Here is a 24,781-nt window from a genome sequence, read left to right as displayed (position 1 = left end):
AGCCGAGCCGGCCGGCCCACCGCCCGGGCCGGCCGGTGCTCCTGGAGGCATCCACGATGCAACGCTGGCTCTTCGCCGTCCTCCTGCTCGCGCTCACCGGGTGCGGGACCGGGGTCACGGAGACGACCGGGGTGTCGCTCTCCGCCCCGCCGCCGGACGGCTCGTACAACGACACCGACGTGATGTTCCTGCAGATGGCCGTGCCGCAGCACGAACAGGGCATCGAGATGGCGCGGCTCGCCACCGAACGCGCTTCCCGCGCGGACGTCCGGAACCTGGCCGCCGCGATCGAGGCCACGCAGTCCGACGAGCTCGCCGAGATGAAGGACTGGCTGGTGAAGTGGAACCAGCCCGTCGCCTACGACCCCGACCCGAACGCGCACAAGGGCCACGGCGGCATGCACGGCTCCGACCCCGCGGTACTCGAGGTGCTGCGCGACACCCCGCCGGGCCCGGACTTCGACGCGCGGTTCCTGAACCTGCTCACCGGACACCAGCACGGCGCCGTCGAACTGGCGCGGATGGAGGAGAAGGAGGGCAGGCACCCGGACGCGCGGGCGCTGGCAGGCCGCATCGTCAAGTCGCGGACGGCGCAGATCCAGCAGATGGGCACGTACCTGACCGGATGAGACCGGCCCGGCGCGCACGTGATCCTTTCCTCGCCTCAGTTCCTGAGCATGAGGTGAACCGTGGCGAGTGATCGCCACGGTTGCCAGCGGCCGGGAGCCGCGGACAGGTCGCGGACCGCCGATCGTATGGCGGGATCGCCCGCCGGGAACGCGTCACGGGCGCCGGTGCGCAGTGCGAAGTGCGCCGCCGCATCGGGATCCATCCCTTGCGGGTCCTCCCCCGCCGCCATCGCCTTCGCCAGGTCCGCCACTGGTTCCGCGGTCTCCGCGAGCGTCGACGGCGACGGGAACACGTGCGTCAGTCCGTGACCAAGGCCCGGTATCTCGACGCCGTACCGCACCGCCAGGTCCGCCGCACCCGCAGCGCCCACGGCCGCGCGGACCGCCACCTCGAAGGGGGTCCACACGCCCGGCACCCGCACTCCCGGCCGTGCCGCCACCAGCGGGCCCAGCACGGGATCACGCGACAGCTCAGTACGGGCGGTCAGCGGGTCGAAGTCCACACCGGACAGTCGGGCGGCGCGTGCCACCACGTGGATCACGCCCTCCCAGTACGGGAGATGCGCCCGCAGCAACAGGTGGTCCGCACCGCCAGGGCCCAGTTCCAGCATGCCCGGCTCACCGTCCACCACAACGGTCCGCCGGTACACCCCGTCCACCACCGACTCGATGCCCGGGATCGCCCGCAGCGCAAGGAAAGCAGCCACCGCCGGCCAGTCGTACGGCTGGGTGAACGGCAGGCGGAGCAGCAGGCCGCCGTCCGCGGTCAGGCGGTCCGCGCGCCTGCGGCGGGCGCGCAACTCCTTCGGCGTGGCACGGAAGACCTCCCGCATCGTGCGGTTGAACTGGCGGAGGCTGCCGAAACCCGACGCGAACGCCACGTCCGCCACCGGCAGTTCCGTGTCGTCCAGCATGCGGCGGGCGAAGTGGGCTCGGCGGGAGCGGGCGAAGCCGTCCGGGGTGACGCCCAGGTGGTCGTGGAACATCCGGCGCAGGTGCCGCGCCGACACACCCAGCCGCGCACCCAGCGCCGCCTCCGTGCCTTCGTCCAGTACGCCGTCGATGATCAACCGGACCGCCCGGCACACGATCTCCGGGGCCTCGTCCGCGACCGTGCCCGCCACGCGGTAGGGCCTGCAGCGCAGGCACGCGCGGTACCCGGCCGCCTCCGCCGCGGCCGGGTGTTCGAACGTCCTGACGTTCTCCGCGTTCGGTTTCGCGCCGCAGCCCGGGCGGCAGTAGATGCCGGTGGTGCGGACGGCCGAATACGTGGTCACATCTCCAGAATCCACCATCCGGCGCCGCGGGACCGGCCAGATTCGGTCACGCCTGCCACGGCCGGGTGGTCACTCGTCGAAGTCGCGGGCGGCCAGGTCCTGGAAGGTCTGCAGCGCCTCGTCGGCCTGCGGCCCGGTCGCGGACACGTGGACCTCGTCGCCGCCACGCGCGCCCAGCGCCATCAGCGCGAGCACGCTGCGGCCGTCGGCGGTGGCATCGCCGTACCGGACGGTGACGCGCGCGTCGAGCTGGGTCATGGCGCGGGCGACCATCGCCGCGGGGCGGGCGTGGAGACCGATCTCGTTGGTGAGGGGGACGACCACCTCGGCGGGCGCGGTGGGCTGGGCCGCGGCGATGCTCTGGCTGCCGATGATGTCGACGCCGCCCGCCACGCCCTCCGCCACGACCGGGCCACCCGGTACCTCGACCGCCTCCAGCGCCGCGTGCGCCACGTCGTCGAGGTCCGCGCCGCCCTGCGCGGCGACCGCGGCCGCGACCGTGCCCTCCACCAGCGGCGCGTCCACGAGCCGCGCGCCCTCGGTGACCTCGACGGCCATCTCGGCGACCATGCGGGCGCTGCCCAGGTCGTAGAGCAGCACGACCCCGGCGCCGCTCTCGGCCCGGTCGAGTGCGGCCGCGACGGCGTCGAAGTCGGTGCCGATGCCGCCGTCGGCCGTGCCACCGGCCGGTACGACGATGACGTCCGGCGCCATCTGCGCCGCCACCTCCACCACGCCCGCCGCGAGCCCCGCGCTGTGCGAGACGACGACCAGTCCGACCCTGCTCACCGCGCGGCCACCTCCGCGAACGCACGCAGCAGCAGCGCCGTCGACCGCGCACCGGGGTCCATGTGCCCGGCGCTGCGTTCGCCCAGGTAGGAGGCTCGGCCCTTGCGCGCCACGAGCGGGACCGTGGCGTCGGCGCCGGTCTCGGCGGCGGCCGCCGCGGCGGCGAGGAGTTCGGTGGCCGTGTCGCCCTTCGCGGCCCGCACGGCCGGGTCGAGCGCGTCGACCATCGTCTTGTCGCCCGGCTCGGCCTTGCCGCGGGCGACGATCCCGCCGAGCGCGGCGGTCAGCGCCTCGGTGAGGTCGGCCGGTTCGAGCTCGGCGCGGTCCTTCACGGCGGTCGACGCACGCAGGAACGCGGTGCCGTACAGCGGGCCCGCGGCGCCGCCGACCTTGGAGATCAGGGTGGTCGCGACGAGTTTCAGCACCGCGGCCGGGGTGTCCGGGGTGTTCGCGTCGAGGGCGGTGAGCACCGCCTTGAAGCCGCGGTCCATGTTCTCGCCGTGGTCGCCGTCGCCGATGACGCGGTCGAGCTGGATCAGCTCGACGCGGTGCTCCTCGATCGTCGCCGCGGCCGCTTTCAGGGCCGTGACCAGGTCGTTCGCGGTGCAGCCCATGTCAGTTCCCCCACCGCAGCGCGGCCGTGCGCACCGGCGCGTCCCACAGCTCCAGCAACTCGTCGTCCAGCTTCAGCAGTGTGAGGCTCATGCCCTGCATCTCCAGGCTCGTGACGTACGGCCCGACGAGCCGTCGTGCCACCACGATGCCCCGATCGGCGAGCAGCCGCTCGGCGATGCCGTGCGCCAGGTACAGCTCCAGCAGCGGCGTCGCACCCATCGAGTTGGTGAACAGCAGGACGCGGTCACCCTCGGCGAACGGCAGGTCCTCGAGGATCGGCTCGAGCAGGCGGGCGACGATCCCGTCGGCGTTCTCGGCGGGCACGCGGGCGCGGCCGGGCTCGCCGTGGATGCCGATGCCGACCTCCATCTCGTCGTCGGCGAGGTCGAAGCTGGGCTCGCCGACGTGCGGGACGGTGGGCGCGGCCAGTGCCATGCCCATGGAGCGCACGTTGGCCACGACCCGCTCGGCGATGGCGTGCACGGCGTCGAGATCGTCCCCTCTGGCCGCGGCGGCACCGGTGATCTTCTCCAGCGGCACGGTCCCGCCGACCCCGCGACGGCCCGCGGTGTACGTGGAGTCCTTCACGGCGACGTCGTCGTCGATGACGATGGTGCGGACCTCGGTCTCGGCCAGTTCGGCGGCGGTCTCGAAGTTGAGGACGTCGCCGGTGTAGTTCTTGACGACGAGCAGCGCGCCCGCGCCGCCGTCGGTCTTCTCGATCGCGGTGGTGACCTGGTCGGGCGTCGGCGAGGTGAACACGGCACCTGGGCAGGCGGCGTCGAGCATGCCGGGACCGACGAGGCCGCCGTGCATGGGCTCGTGCCCGGACCCACCACCGGAGATGATCGCGACCTTGCCCCGCACGGGCGCGTCGGCCCGCACGATGACCGCGGGATCGTGGATGACGGTGAGCAGGTCACCGTGGGCCAGCTCAAGCCCCTTGAGCGACTCGGCGACGACAGTGGACGGATCGTTGATGATCTTCTTCATGCTCGAACTCCCGGTGACGTCGGCGGCGCTGCCCTCCAGTCCCGGCGTTGATCGTAGTGCGATTTCCGGCGCGCGGGATCACTCGATCCGCTCGTAGCCGGACACGTCCTCCACCGGTCGACGTCCGCCGCCACGGCGGTGACGTGTGCGAGGTCGGCGTCGGTCAGGTCGCGGTGCTGGAGCAGCACGTCCACCGGGACGGGCGCGCCGTAAGAGCGCTCTCCCGCGGGTGGCGCAGCTGCCAGAACCGCATGTCGTCCGGCGCGGGCCGGGCTTCGAAGTCCTCGGGGCCGATCACGCGTGTGCCGCCAGCTTGGCGCGCAGGCCCTTGGCCGCGGCCGGGTCCAGCTCCTCCAGAACCGCCATCGCCGACCGCCAGGACGACTCCCGGCACAGAACCCCAGCAGTTCCCCGGTGGCACCCGGTTCCGCCGCCACCCGGTGCCCGCCGACGTGCGCCGCCAGCACGTCCCGCGCGTCCATGGTGGACAGCACGTCCAGTGCGACGGGCAGGGCACCGGCCGAGGACATGACGCCGGTCAGGCGGTGGCGGCTCGTCACCACCACCGAGCACCCGGCACCGCCCGGCAGGAGCGGCAGCACCTGCGCCGAGTCCCGCGCGTTGTCCAGCACCACCAGCACCCGCAGGTCGGCGACCAGGCTGCGGAACAACGCGCTCAGCTCGTCGAGCGACGCGGGCACCGAGGCCGACGGCACGCCCAGCCCGGCGAGGAACCCGCGGAGCGCGATCTCCGGTGTCATGGGCTCGTCGCGCGGGTCGAAGCCACGCAGGTTCACGTACAGCTGGCCGTCGGGGAAGCGGTGCGCGTCGTCGTGCGCCCACCGCAGTGCGAGCCACGTCTTGCCGACCCCGCCGACCCGGCCAGCAGCGACACCCTCGCCCGCGCGTCCGTGCTGTCCAGTTCGGACAGTTCGGCGGCACGGCCGGTGAACGCGCGCGGCACGGCGGGCAGCTGGCGCGGCACGGACGCGGTGGCGGCCCCGGTGGGCGCGATCGCCGGGTCGGAGGTCAGGATCCGCTGGTGCAGCTCACGCAGCGGCGTGCTCGGGTCGACGCCGAGCTCCGCACCGAGCCGCACGCGGAGCTCCTCGTAGAAGGACGGCGCGTTGGCTTGCCGCCCGCTGCGGTAGAGCGCCAACATCGCCTGTGCGGCAAGGCGTTCGTGCCACGGGTGGTCGGCGGCGAGCGCGAGCAGGTCCGGCGCCAGCTCGGTGTGCCTGCCACGGCGCAGCTGCACGTCGTGGAAGTCGAGGCGGGCGGCGAGGTGCTCCGCGGCGAGCCCGTTCCGCACGTCGTCGAGCCACGGCGAGTCCAGGCCGGCGAACGGCTCGCCCCGCCACAGCGCGAACGCGTTCTCGAACAGCGCGGCGGCGTGGTCGTCGTCGGTGGTGTCCCGTGCGCGGGACAGGAGCAGGCGGAACCGGTGCAGGTCCACCGCGGACTCGTCGACCGACAGCACGTAGCCGCCGGTGCGGCGCTGGATGCCGAACCCGCCGGCAGTGGCGAGCGCGGTCCGCAGTCGCGACAGGTAGCTGCGCAGGGTGCCCGCGGCGCGGTACGGGACCTGCTCGCCCCACACCCGGTCCGCGAGCTGGTCGGCGGGCACGAGCCGGTTCGCCTCGACCGCGAGCACGGCGAGCACGCAGCGCTGGCGGGCCGGGCCGAGGTTCACCTCGTGGCCGTCGGCACTGGCCGTGACCTCACTGATCACGTTCAGCTCGACGGCCATCCGCACTCCCCCGCGTGTTCCCGCGGGGCCACATCGTATCCACCGTACGGAGTAGTTTCGCGGTATGACTCAGACCCGGCAGCGGCCGAGGGCCGCGCGACGCGGGATCTTCGCGACCGTGGTGGTCGTCGCGTTGCTGCTGTTGTTCGGCGTGCCGTGGGCGACGCTGGTCCTGCCGTGGCCCGCCCCGGTCGTTGCCGCAGGCACGGTCGTGTTCGCGGTGGCCGCGGTCGCGTTCCCGTTCCTCATGTTCCTCGGGCACGGGCGGGGCCGGGACTGGGCGGCACGCACGGGCGACACGCTGCTCGGGGTCGTGTGGGTGCTGTTCGCGTGGTCGGTGCTGGGGCTGGTGGCGCGGCTCGCGCAGGTCCCGTCCCGGGTCGTGGCCGTGGTGGTCGTCGCGGTGAGCGTGGTGCTGGTGGCGTGGGGCGTGCGCGAGGCGATGCGGGTGCCGCGGGTGCGGCGCACCGAGGTGACGATTCCCCGCCTCGGCCAGGGCCTGGACGGCACGACGGTCGTGGTGCTGGCCGACACGCACTACGGCCCCATCAACCGGACCCGCTGGTCGGCAGGCACGGCGGCGGCCGTGAACGCGCTGGCGCCGGACATCGTCTGCCACGCGGGCGACATCGCCGACGGCACGGTCTCGCAGCGGCTGTCGCAGGCCGCCCCGCTGGGCACGATCACCGCGCGGTACGTCCGCGTGTACGTGACCGGCAACCACGAGTACTTCGGCGAGGCACAGGAGTGGCTCGACCACATGGCGTCGCTCGGGTGGGAGGCACTGCACAACCGCCACGTGGTCGTCGAACGCGGCGGTGACCGGCTGGTGCTGGCGGGCATCGACGACGTGACCGCGAAGTCGTCCGGGCTGGCAGGCCACGGCGCGCAACTGGACGCGGCGCTGGCCGGTGCACCCCAGGACGCGCCGGTGTTGCTGGTGGCGCACCAGCCGCGGCAGGTGGCGCAGTCGGCGGGGCACGTGGACCTGCAGGTGTCGGGCCACACGCACGGCGGGCAGATCTGGCCGTTCCACTACCTGGTGCGGGTGGACCAGCCGTCGGTGCATGGCCTGTCCCAGCACGGGACGACACAGCTGTACACATCGCGTGGTGCCGGTTTCTGGGGGCCGCCGATGCGGGTCTTCGCGCCGAGCGAGATCACTCTGCTGACGTTGCGCGCCCCACGCTAGCTGCCGGGGAGCTGTGCACGTGCCCTACGGCAGGCTTCGCCGGTATACGGCGGCGCGAGACCGGGTAACCGCTCTCCCATGACCGTACGATTCGCACAGTGGACGCTCGACGTCCAGGACGTGGACCGGATGGTGGCGTTCTGGTCGCAGGCGCTCGGCTTCGACGTGCGCCGCGGCGACGACGGAGCGGCCAAGCTGTACCCGCCCGCGGCCGCGCCGCCGGACGTGCCGACGTTGTGGCTGCAGAACAGCGGTGGGACCAAACGCGGCAAGAACCGCTACCACCCCGACCTCCGGCCCGCCGATGGCGACGTGGACACGGAGGTGGCGCGCCTCCTGGAACTGGGGGCGCGCCACGCCGATGTCGGGCAGACCGGTGAGGAGGCGTTCGTCGTGCTGGCCGATCCGGAAGGCAACGAGTTCTGCGTGCTGAAACGGGAACCGCGGCTGAACTAGGCGTCGCGCAGGCGCAGCGCGGCCGCACCTGTCACCAGGGCCGCCGCCGCCCACAACGCCAGCACGCCGAGACCGGACCACGGCGCGACGGGCTCCGCCGCTACGTCCACAGTGGACTGGATCGCGAGCCCCGCGGTCATCGGGCTCAGTGTGCGCAGCCGGTCGTGCCAGGTGGGGTCCGCGACGAGCGTGGCGACGATCGGGGTCAGGTACAGCAGGCCGAGCACCAGCCCGACGGCCGCCGCCGCGTCGCGCACCAGCACCGCCACACCGACGCTGAGCACCGCGATCAATCCCAGGTACAGCACCGAACCGGCCGCCGCCCGCACCACCGGACCGGTGAACGGCAACCCGCCCGGCAGCAGCGCCTCCCCGGCCGCCACCGATCCCGCCACGGCGACCGCACCCGCCGCGAGCACGAGCCCGGTGACCACCAAAGCCTTGGCCGCCAGCACTTCCAGCCGGTGGGGCAATGCGGTGAACGTCGTGCGGATCATGCCCGTGCCGTACTCGCCGCTGACCGTGGCCACCCCCAGGATGACCACGATCGCCTGCCCAACCACGATCCCGGTGAGCGCGGACTTCGCGGGGTCGCCGCCCGAGGGCATCGCGCCCGCCGCCAGCGCACCCGGCGCCACCGTCAACGCGACGACCCCTACCAGCAGCCACACCGTGCCCGGCACGGTCCTGACCTTCGTCCACTCCGCGTGCAGCGTGGTCACGCGTCCCTCCTGCGCAGCGCGACCACCGCCAGCACGACCGCGGCCACCGCGTACGCGCACAGCACCGCGAACCCACCGCCGGGCGACAGCGGGAAGTACCCGTCCGCCGGCGTGTAGCTCGCGTTGACCTGCGGGTACTCGGGCACCGTCTGCTGGACCGCGAACCCCGCCGCCGGGGTGACCGCCGTCAGCCACTCCGCGGGGCCCGATGGCAGCACCGACGCGACCGCCAGCAGGTACGGCAGCACGACCCCGACGACCACGGTCGTCACCGTCCCCGCGCTGCGCCGCAACAACATCCCGACCGCGAGCGCGAGCACGGCCCCGACCGCGAACAGCAGACCCGTGCCCAGGACCACGCGCACCTCGGTCCACGTCGACGCCGGGAACAGGAACATCCCCTTCGCCACCTCCACCTGCTCGACGAGCGGGATCGCGAGCGCGGCCGACGCCACCCCGGTCACGAACGACACCCCGCCGATCACGACGGCCTTGGCGGCGAACAGCTGTCCCCGGCGCGGGCTCGCGGCGAGGCTCGTGCGGAGCAGGCCGCGGCGGTGCTCGGACGTCACGAACAGCGTCGCGACCACCAGCACCGCGATCAGCCCGGCGAACACGCCGATCAGCGCGTTCTCCACGGTCCGGCCCCGGCTGCCCTGGTCGGGCACGATCGGTGCGATGTCGCCGTGGCCGGTGATCGTGAACTCGCCGCCGGACTCCTGGTGGCCGGTGTCCATTCCGGACTCACCGCCGACCTCGGTGCCGCGCCAGTCGCCTGCCCACCCACCGTCGACCGACACGTCGTCGAACGTTGCGGTGGCCATGGTCGGGCCGCCGGACGCGTCCACCGACCCGAAGCCGCGGGTGATCTCGACGTGTTCCGGCGAGGACACGAACATGCCGGCCTGCACGGCGTCCCCGAGCCCGCCGAGCTGCACGCTGCCGATCGTGGCCCAGTGCTCGCCGTCCGGCGAGGTGGTGCCGGTGAGCGTGTTCCCGTCGCGGGTCAGCCGGAGCCACTGGTGGTCCGAAGTGGACACCGGACCGGCCACGTCCTCGGTGAAGTCGTGCTGCATGCGCACGCCGTGCCCACCGGTGAGCAGGACCGCCGCGTAGGTGGAGCCGACTTCGGTGTCCCGCTTGACGATCACACCCGCCTTGGACCACGGTTCGGCGTCGGTCAGCGTGGCGACGCGGGCGGTGATGGTGCCGTCGCCGGTGAGGGTGCGGTGCAGGAAGTAGAAGCTGTCGTGGACCGCTTCCCCACCCGGCCCGGTCGGCGGCACGTTGTTCTCACACGGCTGCCCGTCCGGGCCCGCGCAGCTCATCTGGCTGCCAGCGGGGCCGAGGAGTCCCACGAGGACGGTCAGCGGGATCGCCACGAGCATGCCGATCACCCAGCCGCGCACGGTACGGAACTTGGTCCACTCCGCGTGGATGAGGTGCCTCATGACTGGCCTGCCTGGAACTCGACGGCGTCCCGCGTCAGCTCCATGTACGCCTCTTCGAGCGAGGCGCGGTGGGCCGCGATCTCCGTGAACGGGACGGCGTTGTCGGTGAGCAGCGCGACGACCGCGCCCGAGGTGAGCCCGCCGACCGTGACGGTGTCGGCGCCGGTCGCGGCGACCGTGCCACCCGCGCGGCCGAGCACGGTCATGGCCTGTGTGCGGTCCGGCGTGCGGAGCGTGACCCGGTCACCGGACGCGGCGGCGATCAGCTCGGCGACGCTGGTGTCGGCGATGACCTTGCCGCGGCCCACGACGACGAGGTGGTCCGCGGTGTCCTGCAGCTCGCTCATGAGGTGGCTGGACACGAGCACAGCGCGGCCCTCGCGGGCCTTGTCGCGCAGGAAGGTGCGCATCCACACGATGCCTTCCGGGTCCATGCCGTTGAACGGTTCGTCGAGCATGAGCACCGGCGGGTCACCGAGCAGCGCGGCGGCGATCCCGAGGCGCTGCCGCATGCCGAGCGAGTAACCGCCCGCCTTGCGCTTCGCGGCGGGGCCGAGACCGGTGACGGCGATGACCTCGTCGACCCTCTTCGCGGGCAGGCCCTGTGAGTGGGCGAGCCACAGCAGGTGGTTGCGTGCCGAGCGGGACGGTTGCAGCGCACCCGCGTCGAGCAGCGAGCCGACGTGGTGCAGCGGGCGGCGCAGCTCGCGGTAGGGGCGGCCGCCGACGAGCGCGTGCCCGGCGTCGGCGGCGTCGAGCCCGAGCACGACCCGCATGGTGGTGGACTTCCCGGCCCCGTTGGGCCCGACGAACCCGGTGACCTGCCCGGCCGCGACGGTGAACGTCATCCCGTCGAGCGCGGTGGTCCCCCCGAAGCGCTTGCGCAGTCCGGTGACCTCGATGGTGGCTTCCATGCTTGACGAGGCTAGGGAGAGCGGTCTCCCGAGTCGTCACGGTGACGAGCCATTCCCGCGTCCCTCGTGAGAGTGACGCCCCGCGGGCGCCGGACGGCGACAATGATCGGCATGCCGGTGGTGTGGTGCGCGCTCGCCGCGGTGGCTTCGGTCGCCGAGGTGCTGCTGCGGACGGTGGGTGCGGGGGTGAGCGTCGAGTACGCGCTCGTGCTGCTCCTGCTCGCGCTGGCGGGCACGCTCGTCGCGCTGCTGCCCGCGCGGCCGGCCGTGGTGATCCTGGCGGCCGCGGACCTGCTGTCGCTGACCGTGCTGGACGTGCTGACCGGGGCCGCGGCGGTGGTGCTGGTCGTCGTGCTGGTGCGGGCGGGTGCGGTGTGGACGCTCGCGCTCACGGTGCCGTTCGTGGTGGTCGCGGTCGGGTGGCCGGCGCCGGTGGCGGTGCTGGTGGCGGCGGCCGCGCCGGCCGCGGTGTGCGCCGGGGTCGCGTGGCGTGCCGACAAGGAGGCGCGCGTGCACCGGGCGGCGCGGGAGGCGGTCGCGACCACGCTCGTCGAGCACACGGCCCGCGGTGAGCGGGCGCGGATCGCGCGGGAGCTGCACGACGTGGTGGCCCACCACATCTCCATGATCGCCGTGCAGGCGGAGACCGCGCGGCTCACCACCCCGGAGCTGTCTCCCCTTGGCGCGCAACGGTTCTCCGACATCGGCGACCGCGCACGCGCGGGTCTGACGGAGATGCGCAGGCTCCTCGGCGTGCTCCGCGAGGACACCGACGCCACCGCGGACCTGCAGCCGCAGCCGGGGCTCGCGCAGCTGGTCGAACTGCTGGACGACGCCCGTCAGTCGGCGGGGGCGCGGCTCATCGTGTCCGGCGCGCCGGTGCCGCTGGACCCGGGTGTGGAGCTGGCCGCGTACCGGATCGTGCAGGAAGCGCTCACCAACGCCCGGCGGCACGCCCCGGGCGCGGCGGTGGACGTGGAACTGCGCTACGGCAAGGAGTTGCGCGTGCGGATCCGGGACAACGGCCCCGGCCCCGGCGACTCCGCCGGGCACGGGCTGGCCGGCATGCGTGAGCGGGCGGCGGCGGTCGGTGGCACGCTGCGCACCGGGACCACGGCGGTCGGCGGGTTCCTCGTCGAGGCGACCCTTCCCGTGGAGGAGGCATGAGCGGAGCTTGCGGAGCTTGCGGAGCGAACCACGAGACGCGGGGACAACGATGTCCCGGAGCCTGCGAGGGGACATCGTGATCAGCGTGGTCGTGGCGGACGACCACGAGGTCGTGCGGACCGGGTATGCGGCCCTGCTGGACACGCAGCCGGACTTCACCGTGGTGGGCACCGCCGCCGACGGAGCCGCTGCCGTGCGCCTGTGCGGAGAGCGCTCTCCGGACGTCGTGCTGATGGACGTCCGCATGCCGGTCATGGACGGCATCGAGGCGACCCGCAGGCTCGCGGACGGGCCCCGGGTGCTGATCCTGACGACGTTCGACCTGGACGAGTACGTCTACGAGGCGCTGCGAGCGGGCGCGAGCGGTTTCCTGCTGAAGGACGTCACGGCGGAACGGCTCTTCGACGCGGTCCGGGTGATCGCGTCCGGCGAGGCCCTGCTCGCCCCGACCGTGACGCGACGGCTGATCGGCGAGTTCGCCCGGCAGAAGCCGAGGGCCCGCCCACCGGAGCTGGCGAGCCTCACCCCGCGGGAGACCGAAGTGCTGCGCCTGGTCGCGGAGGGCCTGTCGAACACCGAGATCGCGGCACGCCTGGTGGTCACGGAGGAGACGGTGAAGACGCACGTGTCCCGCATGCTCAGCAAACTCGGCCTCCGCGACCGCACACAGGCCGTGGTGGCGGCGTACGAGTCGGGTCTGGTCGTGCCGAGGGCCCTATAGCCCCGGCAGCATGCCGCCGTCGACGGGGATCATCGCGCCGGTCAGGTAGGACGCGGCCGGGGACAGGACGAACGCGGCCACCCGACCGAACTCCGCCGGGTCACCCGCCCGGCCGAGTGGGATCGTCGCCATCGTCGCCGCCCGTTGCTCCGGTGTGGACCGCTCGTCGAGGGACGTCATCCGGTCCGTCGCGATCCGCCCGGGCAGCAGGCCGTTCACCCGCACACCCACCGGCCCCAGCTCGTTCGCCATCGACTTCGCCACCATCGCGAGGCCCGGGCGCAGGCCGTTGGAGATGCCGAGCGTCGCGATCGGCGCCCGCACCGACGACGACAGCACGAACGCGATCGACCCGCCCTCCCCCAGGGCAGCGGCCACCTCCCGTGCCAGGCGGACCGCGCCGAGGAACACCGACTCGAACGCGGCCAGCCACTGGTCGTCGGTCGCCGCCGTGACCGAGCCGGGGGGCGGCCCGCCGACGCTCACCAGCAGCCCGTCGACCCGCCCGTACGCCTCCCGCGCCGCCGCGAGCACGCGGGCCGGTGTGCCGGGGTCGGCGTTGTCGCACGGGACACCGACAGCGTTCAGCTCCGCCGCCGCCGACGACACGGTCTCCTCGGAACGGCCCGTGATCACCACCCGCGCACCCTCCGCGACCAGCGCGGACGCGGTCGCGTAGCCAAGCCCCTTGCTCCCGCCGGTCACCAGGTACACGCGGTCGGTCAGCCCAAGATCCATGCCAACAGGCTAGGCCGTGAAACCGGCTGCAGGCCGCTGAAACCGCCGTGAAACCCCGCTGATCCGCCCCGGCCGCACGCTTCTCCCTGTCACCGGCACAACGGCAAAGGGGAACGCGATGAACACGGCCATCGGGGTCACAGGGCTCCGCAAGAAGTTCGGGGACCACGTCGTCCTCGACGGTGTCGACCTGCACGTGCCGGCGGGCACGATCTTCTCGCTGCTCGGCCCGAACGGCGCGGGCAAGACCACCGCGGTGCAGATCCTGTCTACCCTGATCACGGCTGACAGCGGTCAGGTCACGGTCGCCGGGCACGACGTCGCGGCGGACCCGGACGGGGTGCGGGCCGCGATCGGCGTCACCGGTCAGTTCTCCGCGGTCGACAAGCTGCTCACGGGCGAGGAGAACCTGCGGCTCATGGGTGAGCTGTACCGGCTGCCGAAGCAGGAGATCACCCGCCGCGCCTCGACGCTCCTGGAGCGGTTCGACCTGGTGGCCGCGGGCGGCAAGCTCGCGTCGACCTACTCGGGCGGCATGCTGCGGCGACTCGACCTGGCGATGACCCTGGTCGGTGAGCCGAGGGTGATCTTCCTCGACGAGCCGACGACCGGCCTCGACCCGCGTTCCCGCCGCGGCATGTGGGAGGTCATCAAGGACCTGGTGGCCGGCGGGGTGACCGTCTTCCTCACGACCCAGTACCTCGAGGAGGCAGACCAGCTCGCCGACCGGATCGCGGTGCTGGACCACGGCCGCATCGTCGCCGAGGGCACGGCCGCGGAGCTGAAGCGGCGCATCCCGGGCGGGCACGTGCGGCTGCGGTTCACCAACGTCCGCGAGCTGGACACCGCGGCCCGCATCCTCGCGAACGCCACCGCCGACCAGGACTCCCTGACGCTGACCGTGCCGGGCGACGGCAGCCGCCGCGCGCTCAAGGACCTCCTCGACCGCCTCGACGACGCGGCCATCGAGGTCGACGCGCTCACCGTCCACACCCCCGATCTCGACGACGTCTTCTTCGCCCTCACCGGCCACACCACCATCGACCAGGAAGCGACCCTGTCATGACCACGCTGACCGACTCCGCCACCATGCTGCGCCGCAACCTGCGGCACGCCATCCGCTACCCGTCACTGACCTTCGGCGTCGCGCTCGTGCCGGTGATCATGCTGCTGATGTTCGCGTACCTGTTCGGGAACGCGATCTCCATCGGCGTCGCGAGCACGACGGAAGGCGCCGACTACATCGACTTCCTCGTGCCAGGCATCCTGTTGATGACACTGGGCTCCGGCTCCCAGACGACCGCCGTGCAGATCTGCGGTGACATGGCGGAGGGCATCGTCGCCCGCTTCCGGACGATGCCGATCACTCGCACGTCCGTCCTCACCGGACAGGTCGCGGGCAGCGTGATCCTCACCATGGTCAGCTCCGTGCTGACCGTCGGGGTGGGGCTGGCGATGGGTTTCCGGCCCACCGCGGGCCCGGTCGAGTGGCTGGCGGTGCTCGGGCTGATGCTGCTGGCGACGTTCGCGATCACGTGGCTGGCGGTCGGTTTCGGACTGGCGTCGAAGGCCCCGGAGGGCGCGAGCAACGCGGCCATGCCGCTGTCGTTCTTCCTGCCCCTTCCTGTCCACGGCCTTCGTCCCGCTGGAGTCGCTGCCGGGCGGCATCCGCTGGTTCGCCGAGTACCAGCCGTACACGCCGATCATCGAGACGCTGCGCGGGTTGCTGGTCGGCGGGCCGATCGGGCACAACGGCTGGCTGGCCGTCGCGTGGTGCGTCGCGCTCGCGATCGTCGGCTACCTGTGGTCGAAGAAGCTGTTCAACCGCGACCCGAGCCGGTAGGCCGTGCCGCCAGCGCCGCGAGCGCGGCGCCCCGCAGTTCCGACCGGTCCAGGCCGGCGTACTCCGACACCGCGTCGGCGTACGCCGGCCTGTCGGCGTGTTCGGCGGCCGCACCCACCTTCGCGGCCGACATCGCGGGCTGAAGTCCTTGCAGGTAGCGGAAACGCTGCGCCAGCGCGACGAGCCGCACGCCGGTGGCGACGGCGCCGGTGGCGAGGTCGGCCATGCCGAGCGCGAGCAGCAGCGCTCCGGCGAGCGACAGTTCGGCGTAGTAGACCGGCGGCCGGTCGAGCGGGTTGGCCAGCAGCCGTTCGAGGCTCACCGCCAGGGTCGTCACGAGGTCGGCCACCGGCTCGACCCGGCCGAACCGCGCGTGCGCGCTGACCGCGCCCGCCTGCGTCTCCAGCACCCACGGCTGCATCTCGGTGCCCGGCTCCCCGCCGACCGCCACGGCACGGCGCCAGAACGCCAGCCCGGTGTCGACGTCCTCCCTGGCGAGCGCGAGTTCGGCGCGGGCGGCGAGTTCGAACATCGACGCGCTGGTGCGGTAGGCGGTGTAGTCCTCGGCCTCGGCGGGCGTGCCCGCGTCGTCGGCGGTCGCGCGGCCCAGCCAGTACTCGGCGTCGTCGAGCTCGCCCAGCTGGTAGCAGGCGTACATCATGCCCCAGTAGACGCCGATGACGTCGCGGCGCGCACCGATCACGTCGAGCAGCCGCACCGCGGCCGCGAAGTGGTCGCGGGCCTCGCTGCCCTGTTCGAGCCGCAGGGTCAGCTCGCCGGCCCGTTCGTGCGCCATCAGCCACAGCCACGGCGTCGCCGAGGAGCCGAAGCCGTCGAGGAACCGACGGGCCGCGACGAGCGCGTCCTCGATCTCGCCGTCGCGTTCGGCGAGATAGCTGAGGACGAGACCGGCCATGGCGGCGGTCAGCGGCTCGCCGCCGTCCGTCATCCTCCGGAGCGCCGACCGGTCCGGCGCGAAGACGTCCTTGTGCGCCAACACCTTCGCGGCGGCACGGACCGCGGTGTCCGGCGGCGCGGGCGGGAGGTTGCGAAGCACGTGCAGCAGGCGTGGCGGGGCGGAGCCGAGGACGCCGAGTGCGCTGATCAGGCAGACGACGACGGTGGTGCGGGCGGCCTCGACGACGTCCGGGTCCGGGGTCCAGCGGGTGAACAGGTGGGCGATGCCGGCCGCGGGTGTCGTCGAGCGGCCGTAGTTGCCGCCGACCGTCCACAGTGTCACGAGCGGGGCGGTGACCGCGGCGACCGTCGCGGCGTCCCCGCGCGCGCTGGCCTGCTGCCGCGCGAAGAGCAGGTTGTCCTGTTCGGCGGCGATCGCCTCGCTGACGGCCGAGGGCTCGGGCCCGAACACGGCGTCGTGGTGACTGAGACCGAACTCCCTTGCCCACGCGAGGAAAGCGTCGAGCACCTGCTCGGTGTCGCCCGCCAGCTTCCCGGCGGCGAACTCGCGGACGGTCTCCAGCATGCGGAACCGCGGCCCGGCCGTGGTTCCGGCGGTGTCGGCTTTGAGCAGCGACTGGTCGACGAGGTGCTCGAGCACGTCGAACGCGTCAGTGCCGAGCACGCGGTCGGCGGCCTCGGCGGTGAAGCCGCCCGGGAAGACCGACAACGTCCGGAGAGCGCGCTTTCCGTCCGCGTCGAGGAGGTGCCAGCTCCAGTCGACGACCGCGTGCAGCGTGTGGTGCCGCTCCGGCGCGTCCCTGCGACCGCCCCGCAACAGCGCGAACCGGTCGGCGAGCCGCCTGCCGATCTCCGGGACCGCCAGCACCCGCACCCGCGCGGCGGCCAGCTCGACCGCGAGTGGCAGCCCGTCCAGGCGGCGGCACAGCTCGGTGACCGCGCTCTCCGGCAGGTCGACACCGGGCCGGGCGGCCCGCGCGCGCTGGCGGAACAGCTCGGTCATCGCGGCCTCGTCCAGCTCGGGCAGTGGGTAAACGCTCTCCGACGACAGGCCGAGCGGCGCGCGACTGGTGGTCAGGACCGTCACGTCGCGGCTGGTGGCGACGAGTGCGGCGACCAGGTCGGCGGTGGGCAGGAGGACGTGTTCGCAGTTGTCGAGGACGAGCAGCGCACCCGGTCCCAGCGCCTCGGCGATGCCCGCCACTGAGCTGTCCGCGGCACTCACTGACGACGCGATCTCCCCGGCGACGTCCCCGTCGGGTGCGACACCGGCGAGCCCGACGAACTGCACGGTCCGCTGCGGCGCGCGTAGGCTGACGACGTGCGCGAGGCGGGTCTTGCCCAGCCCGCCGGGCCCGACGACCGACACGACCCGGGCCGTGGTGAGGAGCGCGGTCACCTCGTCGACGTCGTGGTCGCGGCCCAGCAGCGGGTTGGGTTCGTGCGCGACCCCGTGCCGGACGGTGGGCTGTTCCTCGCGCAGCAGCTCCTGGTGCAGTGCTCGGAGAGCGCTCCCCGGGTCGGCGCCCAGCTCGTCGCGCAGCGCGCGGCGGTAGGTGTCGTAGCGGGCCATCGCGGCGGCGGGCCCCGCGGTGGCCGCCTCGGCGCGGATCAGCTCGGCGAGCAGTTCCTCGTCCTTCGGGTACTCGGCGACGAGTTCGGTGAGCGGCCCGACGGCCTCGGCGTGCTTGCCGACGCGGGCCAGGGAGAGCGCGCGCGACCTGACGAGCGTGCGGTAGGTGACGGCGCGCTCGGCCCGCAGCTCGGAGAGCGGTTCCCCGCCGCCGTTCTCCGGGGGCGCGTCCCAGAACGCGAGGCCGGCATCCGCTTCCCCGAGTGCGTGGCCGTGCTCCCCCGTGCGGGCGTGCTTCGCGGCCGCGGCGGCGTGCACGAGGACGGCGGCCGCGTCGACCTGGTGCTCCGCCAGCGCGAGCCGGTAACCGGTGGGAGAGCGCTCGATGACCCCGTCGCCGAGCTGGGCGCGGAGGCGGGACACCAGGATCTGCAGGGCTTTGGCGGGGTTCTCGGGTTGTTCCGCCGGCCAGAGGCCGTCGACCAGGCGGGCCGTGCCCGCGCCGGTGCGCAGGTCGGTCGCGAGCAACGCCAGCAGTCCGCGCAGCCGGGGACCGGTGATCTCCTTCCCCCGGTACGCGACTCGCGAGAGCAGGCTCAACTCGGTCGTCACGGTGCAAAGGCTAGCCGGAGCGGCATGATGGGCGGATGACGCGACGGGCGCTTGTTCTGGGTGGCGGCGGGATCACGGGAATCGCATGGGAATGGGGGATTCTCGCCGGGCTGGCGGAGGCCGGGATCGCGCTCTCCGACGCGGATCTCGTGGTCGGCACGTCCGCGGGCTCGGTGGTGGGCGCGCAGGTGGCGAACGGTCTCGACCCGGCGGTGCGGTACGAGGCGCAGCTGGTGCCGCCGGACGGCGAGCTGGCCGGGGCGTTCGGCACGGGCACGATGCTGCGGTACGGCCTGGCGATGCTCGTGGGATCGCACGCGCCACGCAAGGTCCGGCAGCGGCTCGGCCGCCTGGCGCTGCGGGTGGACGGTGACGCGTCCGCCCGTGTCGCGGTGATCGACTCGCGGCTGCCGGTGAAGGAGTGGCCGTCGGAAACCGCTCTCCGGATCACCGCGGTGGACGCGGAGACCGGCGAGTTCCGCGTGTTCGACCGCGAGTCGGGCGTGCCGCTGGTGCACGCGGTCGCGGCGAGCTGTGCCGTGCCCGGTGTGTGGCCGCCGGTGACGATCGACGGCAGGCGGTACATGGACGGCGGCACCCGGTCGGGCACGAACGCGGACCTGGCCGCCGGGTACGACAAGGTGGTGCTGCTGGCCCCGGTGACGCGTGGTTTCGGCCCGATGCCGGGCGCGGCGGCACACGTGGCCCGGTTGCGGGGCGATGCCGCGGTGACGCTGGTGAGCCCGGATCCCGATGCGGTGCGGGCGTTCGGCCGCAACCTGCTCGACCCGGCCAAACGGGCCGACGCGGCCCGCGCCGGCCTGCGCCAGGCCGCGTCCGTGGTGGCCGCGGTCCGCGAGGTGTGGAGCGACTGACCGCTAACAAAATCCTGTTATCGTCGAATACATGGACACCCGGGAACGCATCGTCGAGGCCGCGACGGCGCTGCTCACCGAGGGTGGCCGGGAGGCGGTGTCGACGCGCGCGGTGAGCGCGGCGGCGGGCGTCCAGGCCCCGACGATCTACCGCATCTTCGGCGACAAGCAGGGCCTGCTCGACGCGGTGGCGGCACACGGTTTCCGGGCGTACCTGGAGCAGAAGGCCGGGCAGACCCCCAGCGACGACCCGGTGGCGGACCTGCGCGCGGGCTGGGACGTGCACATCGGCTTCGGCCTGGCCAACCCGGCCCTGTACTCCCTGATCTACGGCGAACCGCGACCCGGCCGCTCGACTCCCGCGGCCACGGCGGCGGCCGAGATGCTCGCGAAGCTGATCCGCCGGGTGGCGGAGGCCGGCCGCCTGCGGGTCACCGAGGAACGAGCAGCACACGTGGTGCACGCGGCTGGTGTGGGCACGACGCTGACGCTGATCGCCGAACCACCGGACAGCCGCGACCTGACCGCGTCCACGCTGACCCGCGAGGCGGTACTCGCGGCGATCACCACCGACACGCCGGTAGCGGCCCCGGGTGTCGCGAGCGCGGCGGTGGCCCTCCGCGCGGCGCTGCCCGAGACGCGGGCACTGACGGTGCACGAGCGAGCGCTGCTGACGGAGTGGCTGGACCGGATCGCCGACTAGCTGGTGAGCAACCAGACGTGCCCGTCCGGATCGGCGACGGCCGCGGTGTAGGCCCACGGCTTCTGCTCGGGCTCCGCGACGACCTCGGCCCCTGCGGAAACCGCTCTCCCGAAGGCCACGTCGACGTCGTCGACGGTGATCGACAGAGCGACCTCGCTGGTCCCCCGCTCCGCGACGGGCCGGTTGACGGTCCACCCGAACCCGCCGGTGGGGATGAGCATCAGAACGAGGTCGTCCGCGAGCCGGAACTGGAGCGGCTCGGGCACCCCGTCGTCGGCGACCGGCCCGAACGCCTCGAACCCGAAGGCCTTCGGGTAGAACTCGTGCGCGCCGACCCGGTCGGCGGTGGGCAGGGCAATGATCACAATCGTGCTCCTCTCGTTTCCCAGCCGACGAACGGTTCAGCACCGTTTCGACATATACTTACTTGGTGGAAGTAAACAGTGCAGTGGTACTGCAGTTGATGGCCGCACTGCGGGAGTGCGCCAAGCACGTCCACCGCGGGGTGGCGGACCAACCACTGGACGAGGTGGACGTGGGCATCCTGACGCTGGCTGGCGCGGAAAAGGGCGCACTGAAACCATCCCATGCGGCGGCGGTGCTGGAGGTGGCGTTCCCGTCGATCACCCGGCACGTCCGCGCACTGCAGGACAAGGCCCTGATCACGATCGCCCCGGACACCGATGACGGCCGCAGCTACGCCATCACCCTCTCCCCCGCCGGCGAACAGGCACTACGCGCCTACCGCGACAACCTGGTGGCCCGCTTCACGCCCGCGGTGGCCGACTGGCCGGCAGCCGACCTGGCCACACTGACAGCACAGGTGACCCGCCTGGCGGAGTCGATGTCCGCGGCCCAGTCCACCGCCGCCACCCGCCGCACCCCCACGTCAGCCATCTGGTGGCGCGACAACAGCTGAGTTGTCCACAGGCAAGATCAACAACGCCGGGAATGTCGGTGCCCGGCGGTAGACTGGCCTCGGGGTGGCCCCCCGGGAACGGGTGGGGGATGCCTGCGCAACGTACTGGGGCCCGCACGTTTTACGCGCGCAGGTCGTTTTCCGCTGCCTGCCAGTCGAAGTCCTGGTGGTCCGGGGCGCCGCCGACGGCCCTGGTCATCAGGCTGTGCGCCTTGCCGTTGCCCGGGTCCGCGGCCAGTACGACCCCGAGGTGGGTGACGGCATCGTCGCCCTTCCCCGCGCCCACCAGTAGTTCCGCGAGGTGGAGCCGCAGCACCACATCGTCGGGCGCGGCTTCGACGGCTCTTCGCATGCTTGCGATCAGTGCGTCGGTCATGGCGTCCCCTGTCGGTGAGACCAGGCGAATCGTAGGTACGCCACCGGGCCCGGACAACCGCCTTCCGGCTCAGCCGACCACCTTCGCGAGTTGCTCCGGAAGGACGGCGGCGGGCACGAGCGCACGCAACCGGTCACGCAGCCGGGTGTCCGGCACCAGCTCACCGCGCGCCGCCCGCTCGGCCACGGCCGACTGCCTGCTCGCGTACGTGTCGTCGAACGTGCCGCCGCGCAGCCGGTCGTAGTCCTCGCGCCAGTGCCAGCCCACGTCGGTGCTCACCACGGTGTTCGCCGCGTACGCCGAGCCTCCGTTGCGGATCTTGCGGCGGTACTGCTCCGCGCCGCGGTCCGGCACGTGCAGCATCCGCAGCGGGTGCCCGTCGGCAGGCGGGCCGATGCGCGGCCCCTCCGCCGTGTGGTTGCCGTACGCCACGGACACGTCCGGGTCGCCGACGTGGCAGAACTTCGGGCCGATGCGGGTCCCGCGCGGCGACAGCGACAGCTCGTCCCGCAGCACCAGCCGGTCCACCCACGAACCGGTCACCCCCGGCACCGCGACCAGGTTGTCCCTCGGCACCACCACACCACCGCCGCGCACCGACGCGAACACGGCGGGCAGTGGCTCCGGGGACCACAGGAACTCGTCGGCGTCCGCGTTGACCACCCAGTCCGCACCGTGCACGGCGGCCGCGCGGCGGGCCATGCGGGTCACCCAGTCGGCCTGCCGGTAGTCGAGGGCGGGTTCGTGGTGCAGCTCGAGCACTCCCGCTTCCTGGTACGCGGCAAGGATTTCCGCGGTGCCGTCGACGGACCCGTTGTCGGTCGCGACGATCATGCCGACACCGGCGGCGAGGTGGTGCTCGACGACGGCGGCCACGATGTCGGCCTCGTCCCGCACCAGCAGGGTCATGACGACGAACACGGGGCGGCTCCAACCGTTAGCGTGCCGGTCATGCCGAGAAGAGCCGAACTGTTCGGCGGTGAGGACGACCGTCGGTTCCGGAATCCTACGACCGGCGACGAGCGCACCGTGCTGGCCGGGGTGCTGGCCGCACAACGCGCGACGCTCGAGGCGAAGTGCGCCGGCCTCGCCGCCGAGCTGGCGGAACGGTCGGTGCCGCCGTCGACGCTGTCGCTGCTGGGACTGGTCCGCCACCTGGCCGACATCGAACGCCGCTGGTTCCGCCAGGTGCTGGCGAACGAGGACGCACCACCCCGCTACTCGTCGACGACGACCCCGGACGGCGACTTCGACGGCGCGACCGCCGACCCGGCGGTGGCGGCGGAGGCCTGGGCGGCGTGGCGGGAGGAGGTGGCGTTCGCGGAGGCGATGACGGCCGCCGCACCGGACCTGTCGGTCACGGGCGAGGACAGCTGGCGCGGCACGGTGTCGCTGCGGTGGATGCTGATCCACATGATCGAGGAGTACGCCCGCCACAACGGCCACGCCGACCTGTTGCGAGAACGCATCGACGGCGCGGTCGGAGTCTGAGCCCCGCCCGGTCAGGCGGCGAAATCGAACCGTGCGCCCCCAGGACTGTTACGCAGGCATCCCCCACCCGTTCCCGGGGGGCCACCCCGAGGCCAGTCTACCGCCGGGCACCGACATTCCCGGCATTGTTGATCTTGCCTGTGGATAACTCCCGCAGTCGGGTTGCTGCCCACAAATGATCGCGCGGCCCGCTGTCCCGGCGAGACCCCGGAGCTGGTCGGGGGACGACGGCCGCGGCGGTCCAGCCCGGTGCGTGGGTGCGCGACTCCGCCCTGGCGGGTTTCTTCTCAAGGTCGGGTTGCCCGGGTGAACCACGCTGCCGAGCCGTACCGGACACCTCTCGGGGTCTCGTGTGCCGCGAAGTCGGCCCGTAGCTCGGCTGTCGCTTGTTCTCGATCGGGGAGCCGGGCGAACGCGGACGCGAACTGGCCCGTGATGAACTCCAGTGCGTCGTCGGCGTCGGTGCCCAGGTACATGTCCGCCGTTCTCGGCTCGATGCGGACATCCTGGAAGCCGGTCGACGTCAGCAGTTCCCGGATCCAGTCCGGGTCGCCGAAGCCGGGGCGTTCGGGGGTCGGCGCGCGCAGTGCCTCGCGGATGGTGCGGATCCACTCGTTGTCCGCCACCGGCTGCCACGTCATCAGCACCAGCCGGCCGCCGGGGCGTAGTGCTCGTGCCAGGTTGCGGAACGCGGCTTCCTGGTCGCCGAAGAACATCACGCCGTTGCGGCTCAGCACCACGTCGAACTCGGTGAACTCGTGTGTCTGGGCGTCCGCCTGTTCGTAGCTGACGTTCGTCAGGTCCTTCGAGCGCGCTCGGGCGAGAGTGAGCATCGGGGTCGACAGGTCCACGCCCAGCGCTTCGGCACCCAGTGCCGCCGCCGTCCGGGTCGTCGCGCCGCTGCCGCAACCCACGTCCAGCACCCGGTCGTTCGGTTCGATGCCAGCCGAGGCCACGAAGTCGTAGTCGGCCACGCCTTCTTCGAAGCGGTCCGCCCGACGGGCCCAGTACTCGCCGGAGGCGCCGTCCCAGTAGTCCAGTTGGTCCTCGTTGGACTGATCGACTCGCACTGCCTCACCACATGTTCTCGAACCTGGACCCCAGCATCACGCGGGCCATCGTCACCTTGATCACCCTGCGTAGTTCGGTCGGACTGTACAGCTCGGGCAGCGCGTCGAAGATGTCCTTTCCCACATCCAGCAAGGTCACGCCCTGTGTGCCTTCGTCGGTACCGAGCACGAACCAGGCCCAGCAGCGGTACGACTCCGGCTCTGGGCCGACCGCCTCGTTCCTCAGCATCGGGCACAGGAACACCCCGGCCACCGACGACACCTGCCGCAGCAGGGCGTTCTCACTGCTCCACCGGCGCGTCCGCTCGTGCTCGACGTTCTCCCGCTGGATGCGCAGCAGGTCGTCGACGCCCGCGACCCGGACCGTGAAGTCGGGGTCGGCCCACTCCACGTCCGACCGGCCGCGGAAACCGCTGTGCTCGCCGTGTGCGGCGTTGCTGTTCAATGTCACCGATCCGAAGGAGGTGGCGCGTGGGCGCTTCTGCGTGGCACTACGTCGTCGGGTACCGGCCCGACACGGAGTCGGCGTTCGCGGAGTTGCAGGAGACCGTTCTGGCAGACGGAAAGTACTACCACGGCCTCGGCACCTGGTCCTCGATGGCCGAGCTGAACGAGGCGCGGCACACCGAACGCTTCTGGGAGGAGGGCACGCACTCGATCCTCGACATGATGTCGATCAGCGGCCCGGACGGAGAGGACGACATCGCCGTCCTCCGCCTCCTCCGCGACGACGAGGTGCGTGCGTTGTTCGGCCACGACCAACCCACGAACGGCGACTTCGAACGGTTCACCGCCGCGGAGTGGGACATCAACCGCTGGGAGGGCCGGGCCACCGTGCTCTACCAGGGTGGACAGCCGCACGGGCTCGCGTTCTGGGGCATCTCCGGCGACTAGCTAGTGCTGTGTCCCTTTTCGTGGCCGGGGTGGGTTCGTGGTTTGTCCTCGCCGGACGGGCGTCGTCGCCAACGGCTCCTCGCCGGAGGGACA

General features: G+C 72.6%; 27 protein-coding genes and 1 pseudogene. 12 read left to right on the top strand and 16 right to left on the bottom strand.

Features of this window, described 5'->3' with window-relative positions:
• Window positions 1-56: 56 nt before the first annotated feature.
• Entirely contained in the window at window positions 57-629 is a 573-nt protein-coding gene (locus FHR82_RS18485) for a DUF305 domain-containing protein (RefSeq protein ID WP_184811714.1), read from the top strand.
• Between the two features lie 35 nt (window positions 630-664).
• Here FHR82_RS18485 and FHR82_RS18480 read toward each other — a convergent pair whose 3' ends face one another.
• The 6 genes from FHR82_RS18480 to FHR82_RS18455 form a co-directional block, all read right to left on the bottom strand.
• Window positions 665-1,906, bottom strand: a complete 1,242-nt coding sequence (locus tag FHR82_RS18480; RefSeq protein WP_311771155.1) for an AlkA N-terminal domain-containing protein — start codon at window positions 1,904-1,906, stop codon at window positions 665-667.
• 69 nt (window positions 1,907-1,975) lie between these two features.
• Window positions 1,976-2,695, bottom strand: a complete 720-nt coding sequence (gene dhaM, locus FHR82_RS18475; RefSeq protein WP_311771154.1) for a dihydroxyacetone kinase phosphoryl donor subunit DhaM — start codon at window positions 2,693-2,695, stop codon at window positions 1,976-1,978.
• A complete protein-coding gene (dhaL, locus tag FHR82_RS18470; RefSeq protein WP_184811712.1) occupies window positions 2,692-3,309 on the bottom strand; it encodes a dihydroxyacetone kinase subunit DhaL in 618 nt (205 codons plus the stop codon). Before dhaL ends, dhaM begins: the two co-directional genes overlap by 4 nt.
• 1 nt (window position 3,310) lies before the next feature.
• Complete coding sequence (dhaK, locus tag FHR82_RS18465; RefSeq protein ID WP_184811711.1) at window positions 3,311-4,303, bottom strand: dihydroxyacetone kinase subunit DhaK; 993 nt, start codon at window positions 4,301-4,303, stop codon at window positions 3,311-3,313.
• Window positions 4,300-5,100: a hypothetical protein gene (locus FHR82_RS18460; RefSeq protein WP_184811710.1), complete on the bottom strand. Its 801-nt coding sequence runs from the start codon at window positions 5,098-5,100 to the stop codon at window positions 4,300-4,302. The genes dhaK and FHR82_RS18460 overlap by 4 nt, the downstream gene beginning before the upstream one ends.
• The gene (locus tag FHR82_RS18455; protein ID WP_184811709.1) at window positions 5,097-6,053 is read right to left on the bottom strand and encodes an AfsR/SARP family transcriptional regulator; all 957 of its coding nucleotides are present in this window, start codon (window positions 6,051-6,053) and stop codon (window positions 5,097-5,099) included. Before FHR82_RS18455 ends, FHR82_RS18460 begins: the two co-directional genes overlap by 4 nt.
• Before the next feature lie 64 nt (window positions 6,054-6,117).
• Here FHR82_RS18455 and FHR82_RS18450 point away from each other — a divergent pair, with 64 nt between their 5' ends.
• Together FHR82_RS18450 and FHR82_RS18445 are read left to right on the top strand one after the other, a co-directional pair.
• Window positions 6,118-7,245, top strand: a complete 1,128-nt coding sequence (locus tag FHR82_RS18450) for a metallophosphoesterase (protein ID WP_184811708.1) — start codon at window positions 6,118-6,120, stop codon at window positions 7,243-7,245.
• Window positions 7,246-7,323: 78 nt separating this feature from the next.
• Complete coding sequence (locus FHR82_RS18445) at window positions 7,324-7,701, top strand: VOC family protein (RefSeq protein WP_184811707.1); 378 nt, start codon at window positions 7,324-7,326, stop codon at window positions 7,699-7,701.
• Here FHR82_RS18445 and FHR82_RS18440 read toward each other — a convergent pair.
• From FHR82_RS18440 to FHR82_RS18430, 3 genes are read right to left on the bottom strand one after another with little or no spacing between them, the layout of a single operon-like run.
• Window positions 7,698-8,423 carry an ABC transporter permease subunit gene (locus FHR82_RS18440; protein ID WP_184811706.1) on the bottom strand — a complete coding sequence of 242 codons (726 nt, stop codon included), beginning with the start codon at window positions 8,421-8,423 and terminating at the stop codon, window positions 7,698-7,700. The two genes, FHR82_RS18445 and FHR82_RS18440, sit on opposite strands and share 4 nt — an antisense overlap.
• The gene (locus FHR82_RS18435) at window positions 8,420-9,874 is read right to left on the bottom strand and encodes an ABC transporter permease subunit (protein WP_184811705.1); all 1,455 of its coding nucleotides are present in this window, start codon (window positions 9,872-9,874) and stop codon (window positions 8,420-8,422) included. Before FHR82_RS18435 ends, FHR82_RS18440 begins: the two co-directional genes overlap by 4 nt.
• Complete coding sequence (locus FHR82_RS18430) at window positions 9,871-10,788, bottom strand: ABC transporter ATP-binding protein (protein WP_184811704.1); 918 nt, start codon at window positions 10,786-10,788, stop codon at window positions 9,871-9,873. The genes FHR82_RS18435 and FHR82_RS18430 overlap by 4 nt, the downstream gene beginning before the upstream one ends.
• Before the next feature lie 111 nt (window positions 10,789-10,899).
• On the opposite strand from FHR82_RS18430, the gene FHR82_RS18425 reads away from it, so the two are divergent.
• Window positions 10,900-11,955: a sensor histidine kinase gene (locus FHR82_RS18425; protein ID WP_221463993.1), complete on the top strand. Its 1,056-nt coding sequence runs from the start codon at window positions 10,900-10,902 to the stop codon at window positions 11,953-11,955.
• Window positions 11,956-12,031: 76 nt separating this feature from the next.
• Window positions 12,032-12,676 (top strand): response regulator, encoded by a 645-nt coding sequence (locus tag FHR82_RS18420; RefSeq protein ID WP_311771153.1) that lies wholly within the window; start codon window positions 12,032-12,034, stop codon window positions 12,674-12,676.
• Here the strand turns inward: FHR82_RS18420 and FHR82_RS18415 are convergent.
• Window positions 12,671-13,414, bottom strand: a complete 744-nt coding sequence (locus FHR82_RS18415; RefSeq protein WP_184811701.1) for an SDR family oxidoreductase — start codon at window positions 13,412-13,414, stop codon at window positions 12,671-12,673. The genes FHR82_RS18420 and FHR82_RS18415 overlap by 6 nt on opposite strands.
• A gap of 118 nt (window positions 13,415-13,532) precedes the next feature.
• Here FHR82_RS18415 and FHR82_RS18410 point away from each other — a divergent pair, with 118 nt between their 5' ends.
• Window positions 13,533-14,480, top strand: coding sequence for an ATP-binding cassette domain-containing protein (locus FHR82_RS18410; RefSeq protein WP_184811700.1), 948 nt, complete (start codon window positions 13,533-13,535; stop codon window positions 14,478-14,480).
• Window positions 14,477-14,968 (top strand): annotated as a pseudogene (locus FHR82_RS47485) (ABC transporter permease); the annotation flags it as partial. The gene FHR82_RS18410 and the pseudogene FHR82_RS47485, both read left to right, overlap by 4 nt.
• A 266-nt stretch (window positions 14,969-15,234) precedes the next feature.
• On the opposite strand, the gene FHR82_RS18400 reads toward FHR82_RS47485, so the two are convergent.
• A complete protein-coding gene (locus tag FHR82_RS18400) occupies window positions 15,235-18,360 on the bottom strand; it encodes an ATP-binding protein (protein WP_184811699.1) in 3,126 nt (1,041 codons plus the stop codon).
• 35 nt (window positions 18,361-18,395) lie between these two features.
• On the opposite strand from FHR82_RS18400, the gene FHR82_RS18395 reads away from it, so the two are divergent.
• On the top strand, window positions 18,396-19,235 hold the full coding sequence (locus tag FHR82_RS18395) for a patatin-like phospholipase family protein (RefSeq protein ID WP_184811698.1): 840 nt from the start codon (window positions 18,396-18,398) through the stop codon (window positions 19,233-19,235).
• 31 nt (window positions 19,236-19,266) lie between these two features.
• The gene (locus tag FHR82_RS18390) at window positions 19,267-19,938 is read left to right on the top strand and encodes a TetR/AcrR family transcriptional regulator (protein WP_184811697.1); all 672 of its coding nucleotides are present in this window, start codon (window positions 19,267-19,269) and stop codon (window positions 19,936-19,938) included.
• Here FHR82_RS18390 and FHR82_RS18385 read toward each other — a convergent pair.
• Window positions 19,935-20,303 (bottom strand): VOC family protein, encoded by a 369-nt coding sequence (locus tag FHR82_RS18385; protein ID WP_221463992.1) that lies wholly within the window; start codon window positions 20,301-20,303, stop codon window positions 19,935-19,937. The two genes, FHR82_RS18390 and FHR82_RS18385, sit on opposite strands and share 4 nt — an antisense overlap.
• Before the next feature lie 65 nt (window positions 20,304-20,368).
• On the opposite strand from FHR82_RS18385, the gene FHR82_RS18380 reads away from it, so the two are divergent.
• Window positions 20,369-20,857: a MarR family winged helix-turn-helix transcriptional regulator gene (locus FHR82_RS18380; RefSeq protein WP_184811696.1), complete on the top strand. Its 489-nt coding sequence runs from the start codon at window positions 20,369-20,371 to the stop codon at window positions 20,855-20,857.
• Window positions 20,858-20,978: 121 nt separating this feature from the next.
• On the opposite strand, the gene FHR82_RS18375 is transcribed toward FHR82_RS18380, so the two are convergent.
• Window positions 20,979-21,233 (bottom strand): tetratricopeptide repeat protein, encoded by a 255-nt coding sequence (locus FHR82_RS18375; protein WP_184811695.1) that lies wholly within the window; start codon window positions 21,231-21,233, stop codon window positions 20,979-20,981.
• 69 nt (window positions 21,234-21,302) lie between these two features.
• Window positions 21,303-22,154, bottom strand: a complete 852-nt coding sequence (locus FHR82_RS18370) for a glycosyltransferase family 2 protein (RefSeq protein WP_184811694.1) — start codon at window positions 22,152-22,154, stop codon at window positions 21,303-21,305.
• A gap of 30 nt (window positions 22,155-22,184) precedes the next feature.
• On the opposite strand from FHR82_RS18370, the gene FHR82_RS18365 reads away from it, so the two are divergent.
• Window positions 22,185-22,724 carry a DinB family protein gene (locus FHR82_RS18365; protein WP_184811693.1) on the top strand — a complete coding sequence of 180 codons (540 nt, stop codon included), beginning with the start codon at window positions 22,185-22,187 and terminating at the stop codon, window positions 22,722-22,724.
• A 287-nt stretch (window positions 22,725-23,011) separates the two neighbouring features.
• Here the strand turns inward: FHR82_RS18365 and FHR82_RS18360 are convergent, their stop codons facing one another.
• The gene (locus FHR82_RS18360) at window positions 23,012-23,794 is read right to left on the bottom strand and encodes a class I SAM-dependent methyltransferase (RefSeq protein ID WP_184811692.1); all 783 of its coding nucleotides are present in this window, start codon (window positions 23,792-23,794) and stop codon (window positions 23,012-23,014) included.
• A 4-nt stretch (window positions 23,795-23,798) separates the two neighbouring features.
• Window positions 23,799-24,245, bottom strand: a complete 447-nt coding sequence (locus FHR82_RS18355; RefSeq protein ID WP_184811691.1) for a hypothetical protein — start codon at window positions 24,243-24,245, stop codon at window positions 23,799-23,801.
• A gap of 20 nt (window positions 24,246-24,265) precedes the next feature.
• Between FHR82_RS18355 and FHR82_RS18350 the strand changes: the two genes are divergently transcribed.
• Window positions 24,266-24,688, top strand: coding sequence for a hypothetical protein (locus FHR82_RS18350; protein ID WP_184811690.1), 423 nt, complete (start codon window positions 24,266-24,268; stop codon window positions 24,686-24,688).
• Window positions 24,689-24,781: the final 93 nt, after the last annotated feature.

This window comes from Actinophytocola algeriensis (assembly GCF_014203735.1).
GTDB classification, from domain to species: Bacteria; Actinomycetota; Actinomycetes; order Mycobacteriales; family Pseudonocardiaceae; genus Actinophytocola; species Actinophytocola algeriensis.
The sequence above is the reverse complement of the archived record's forward strand: the minus strand, read 5'-3'. Positions and strand labels throughout refer to the sequence as shown.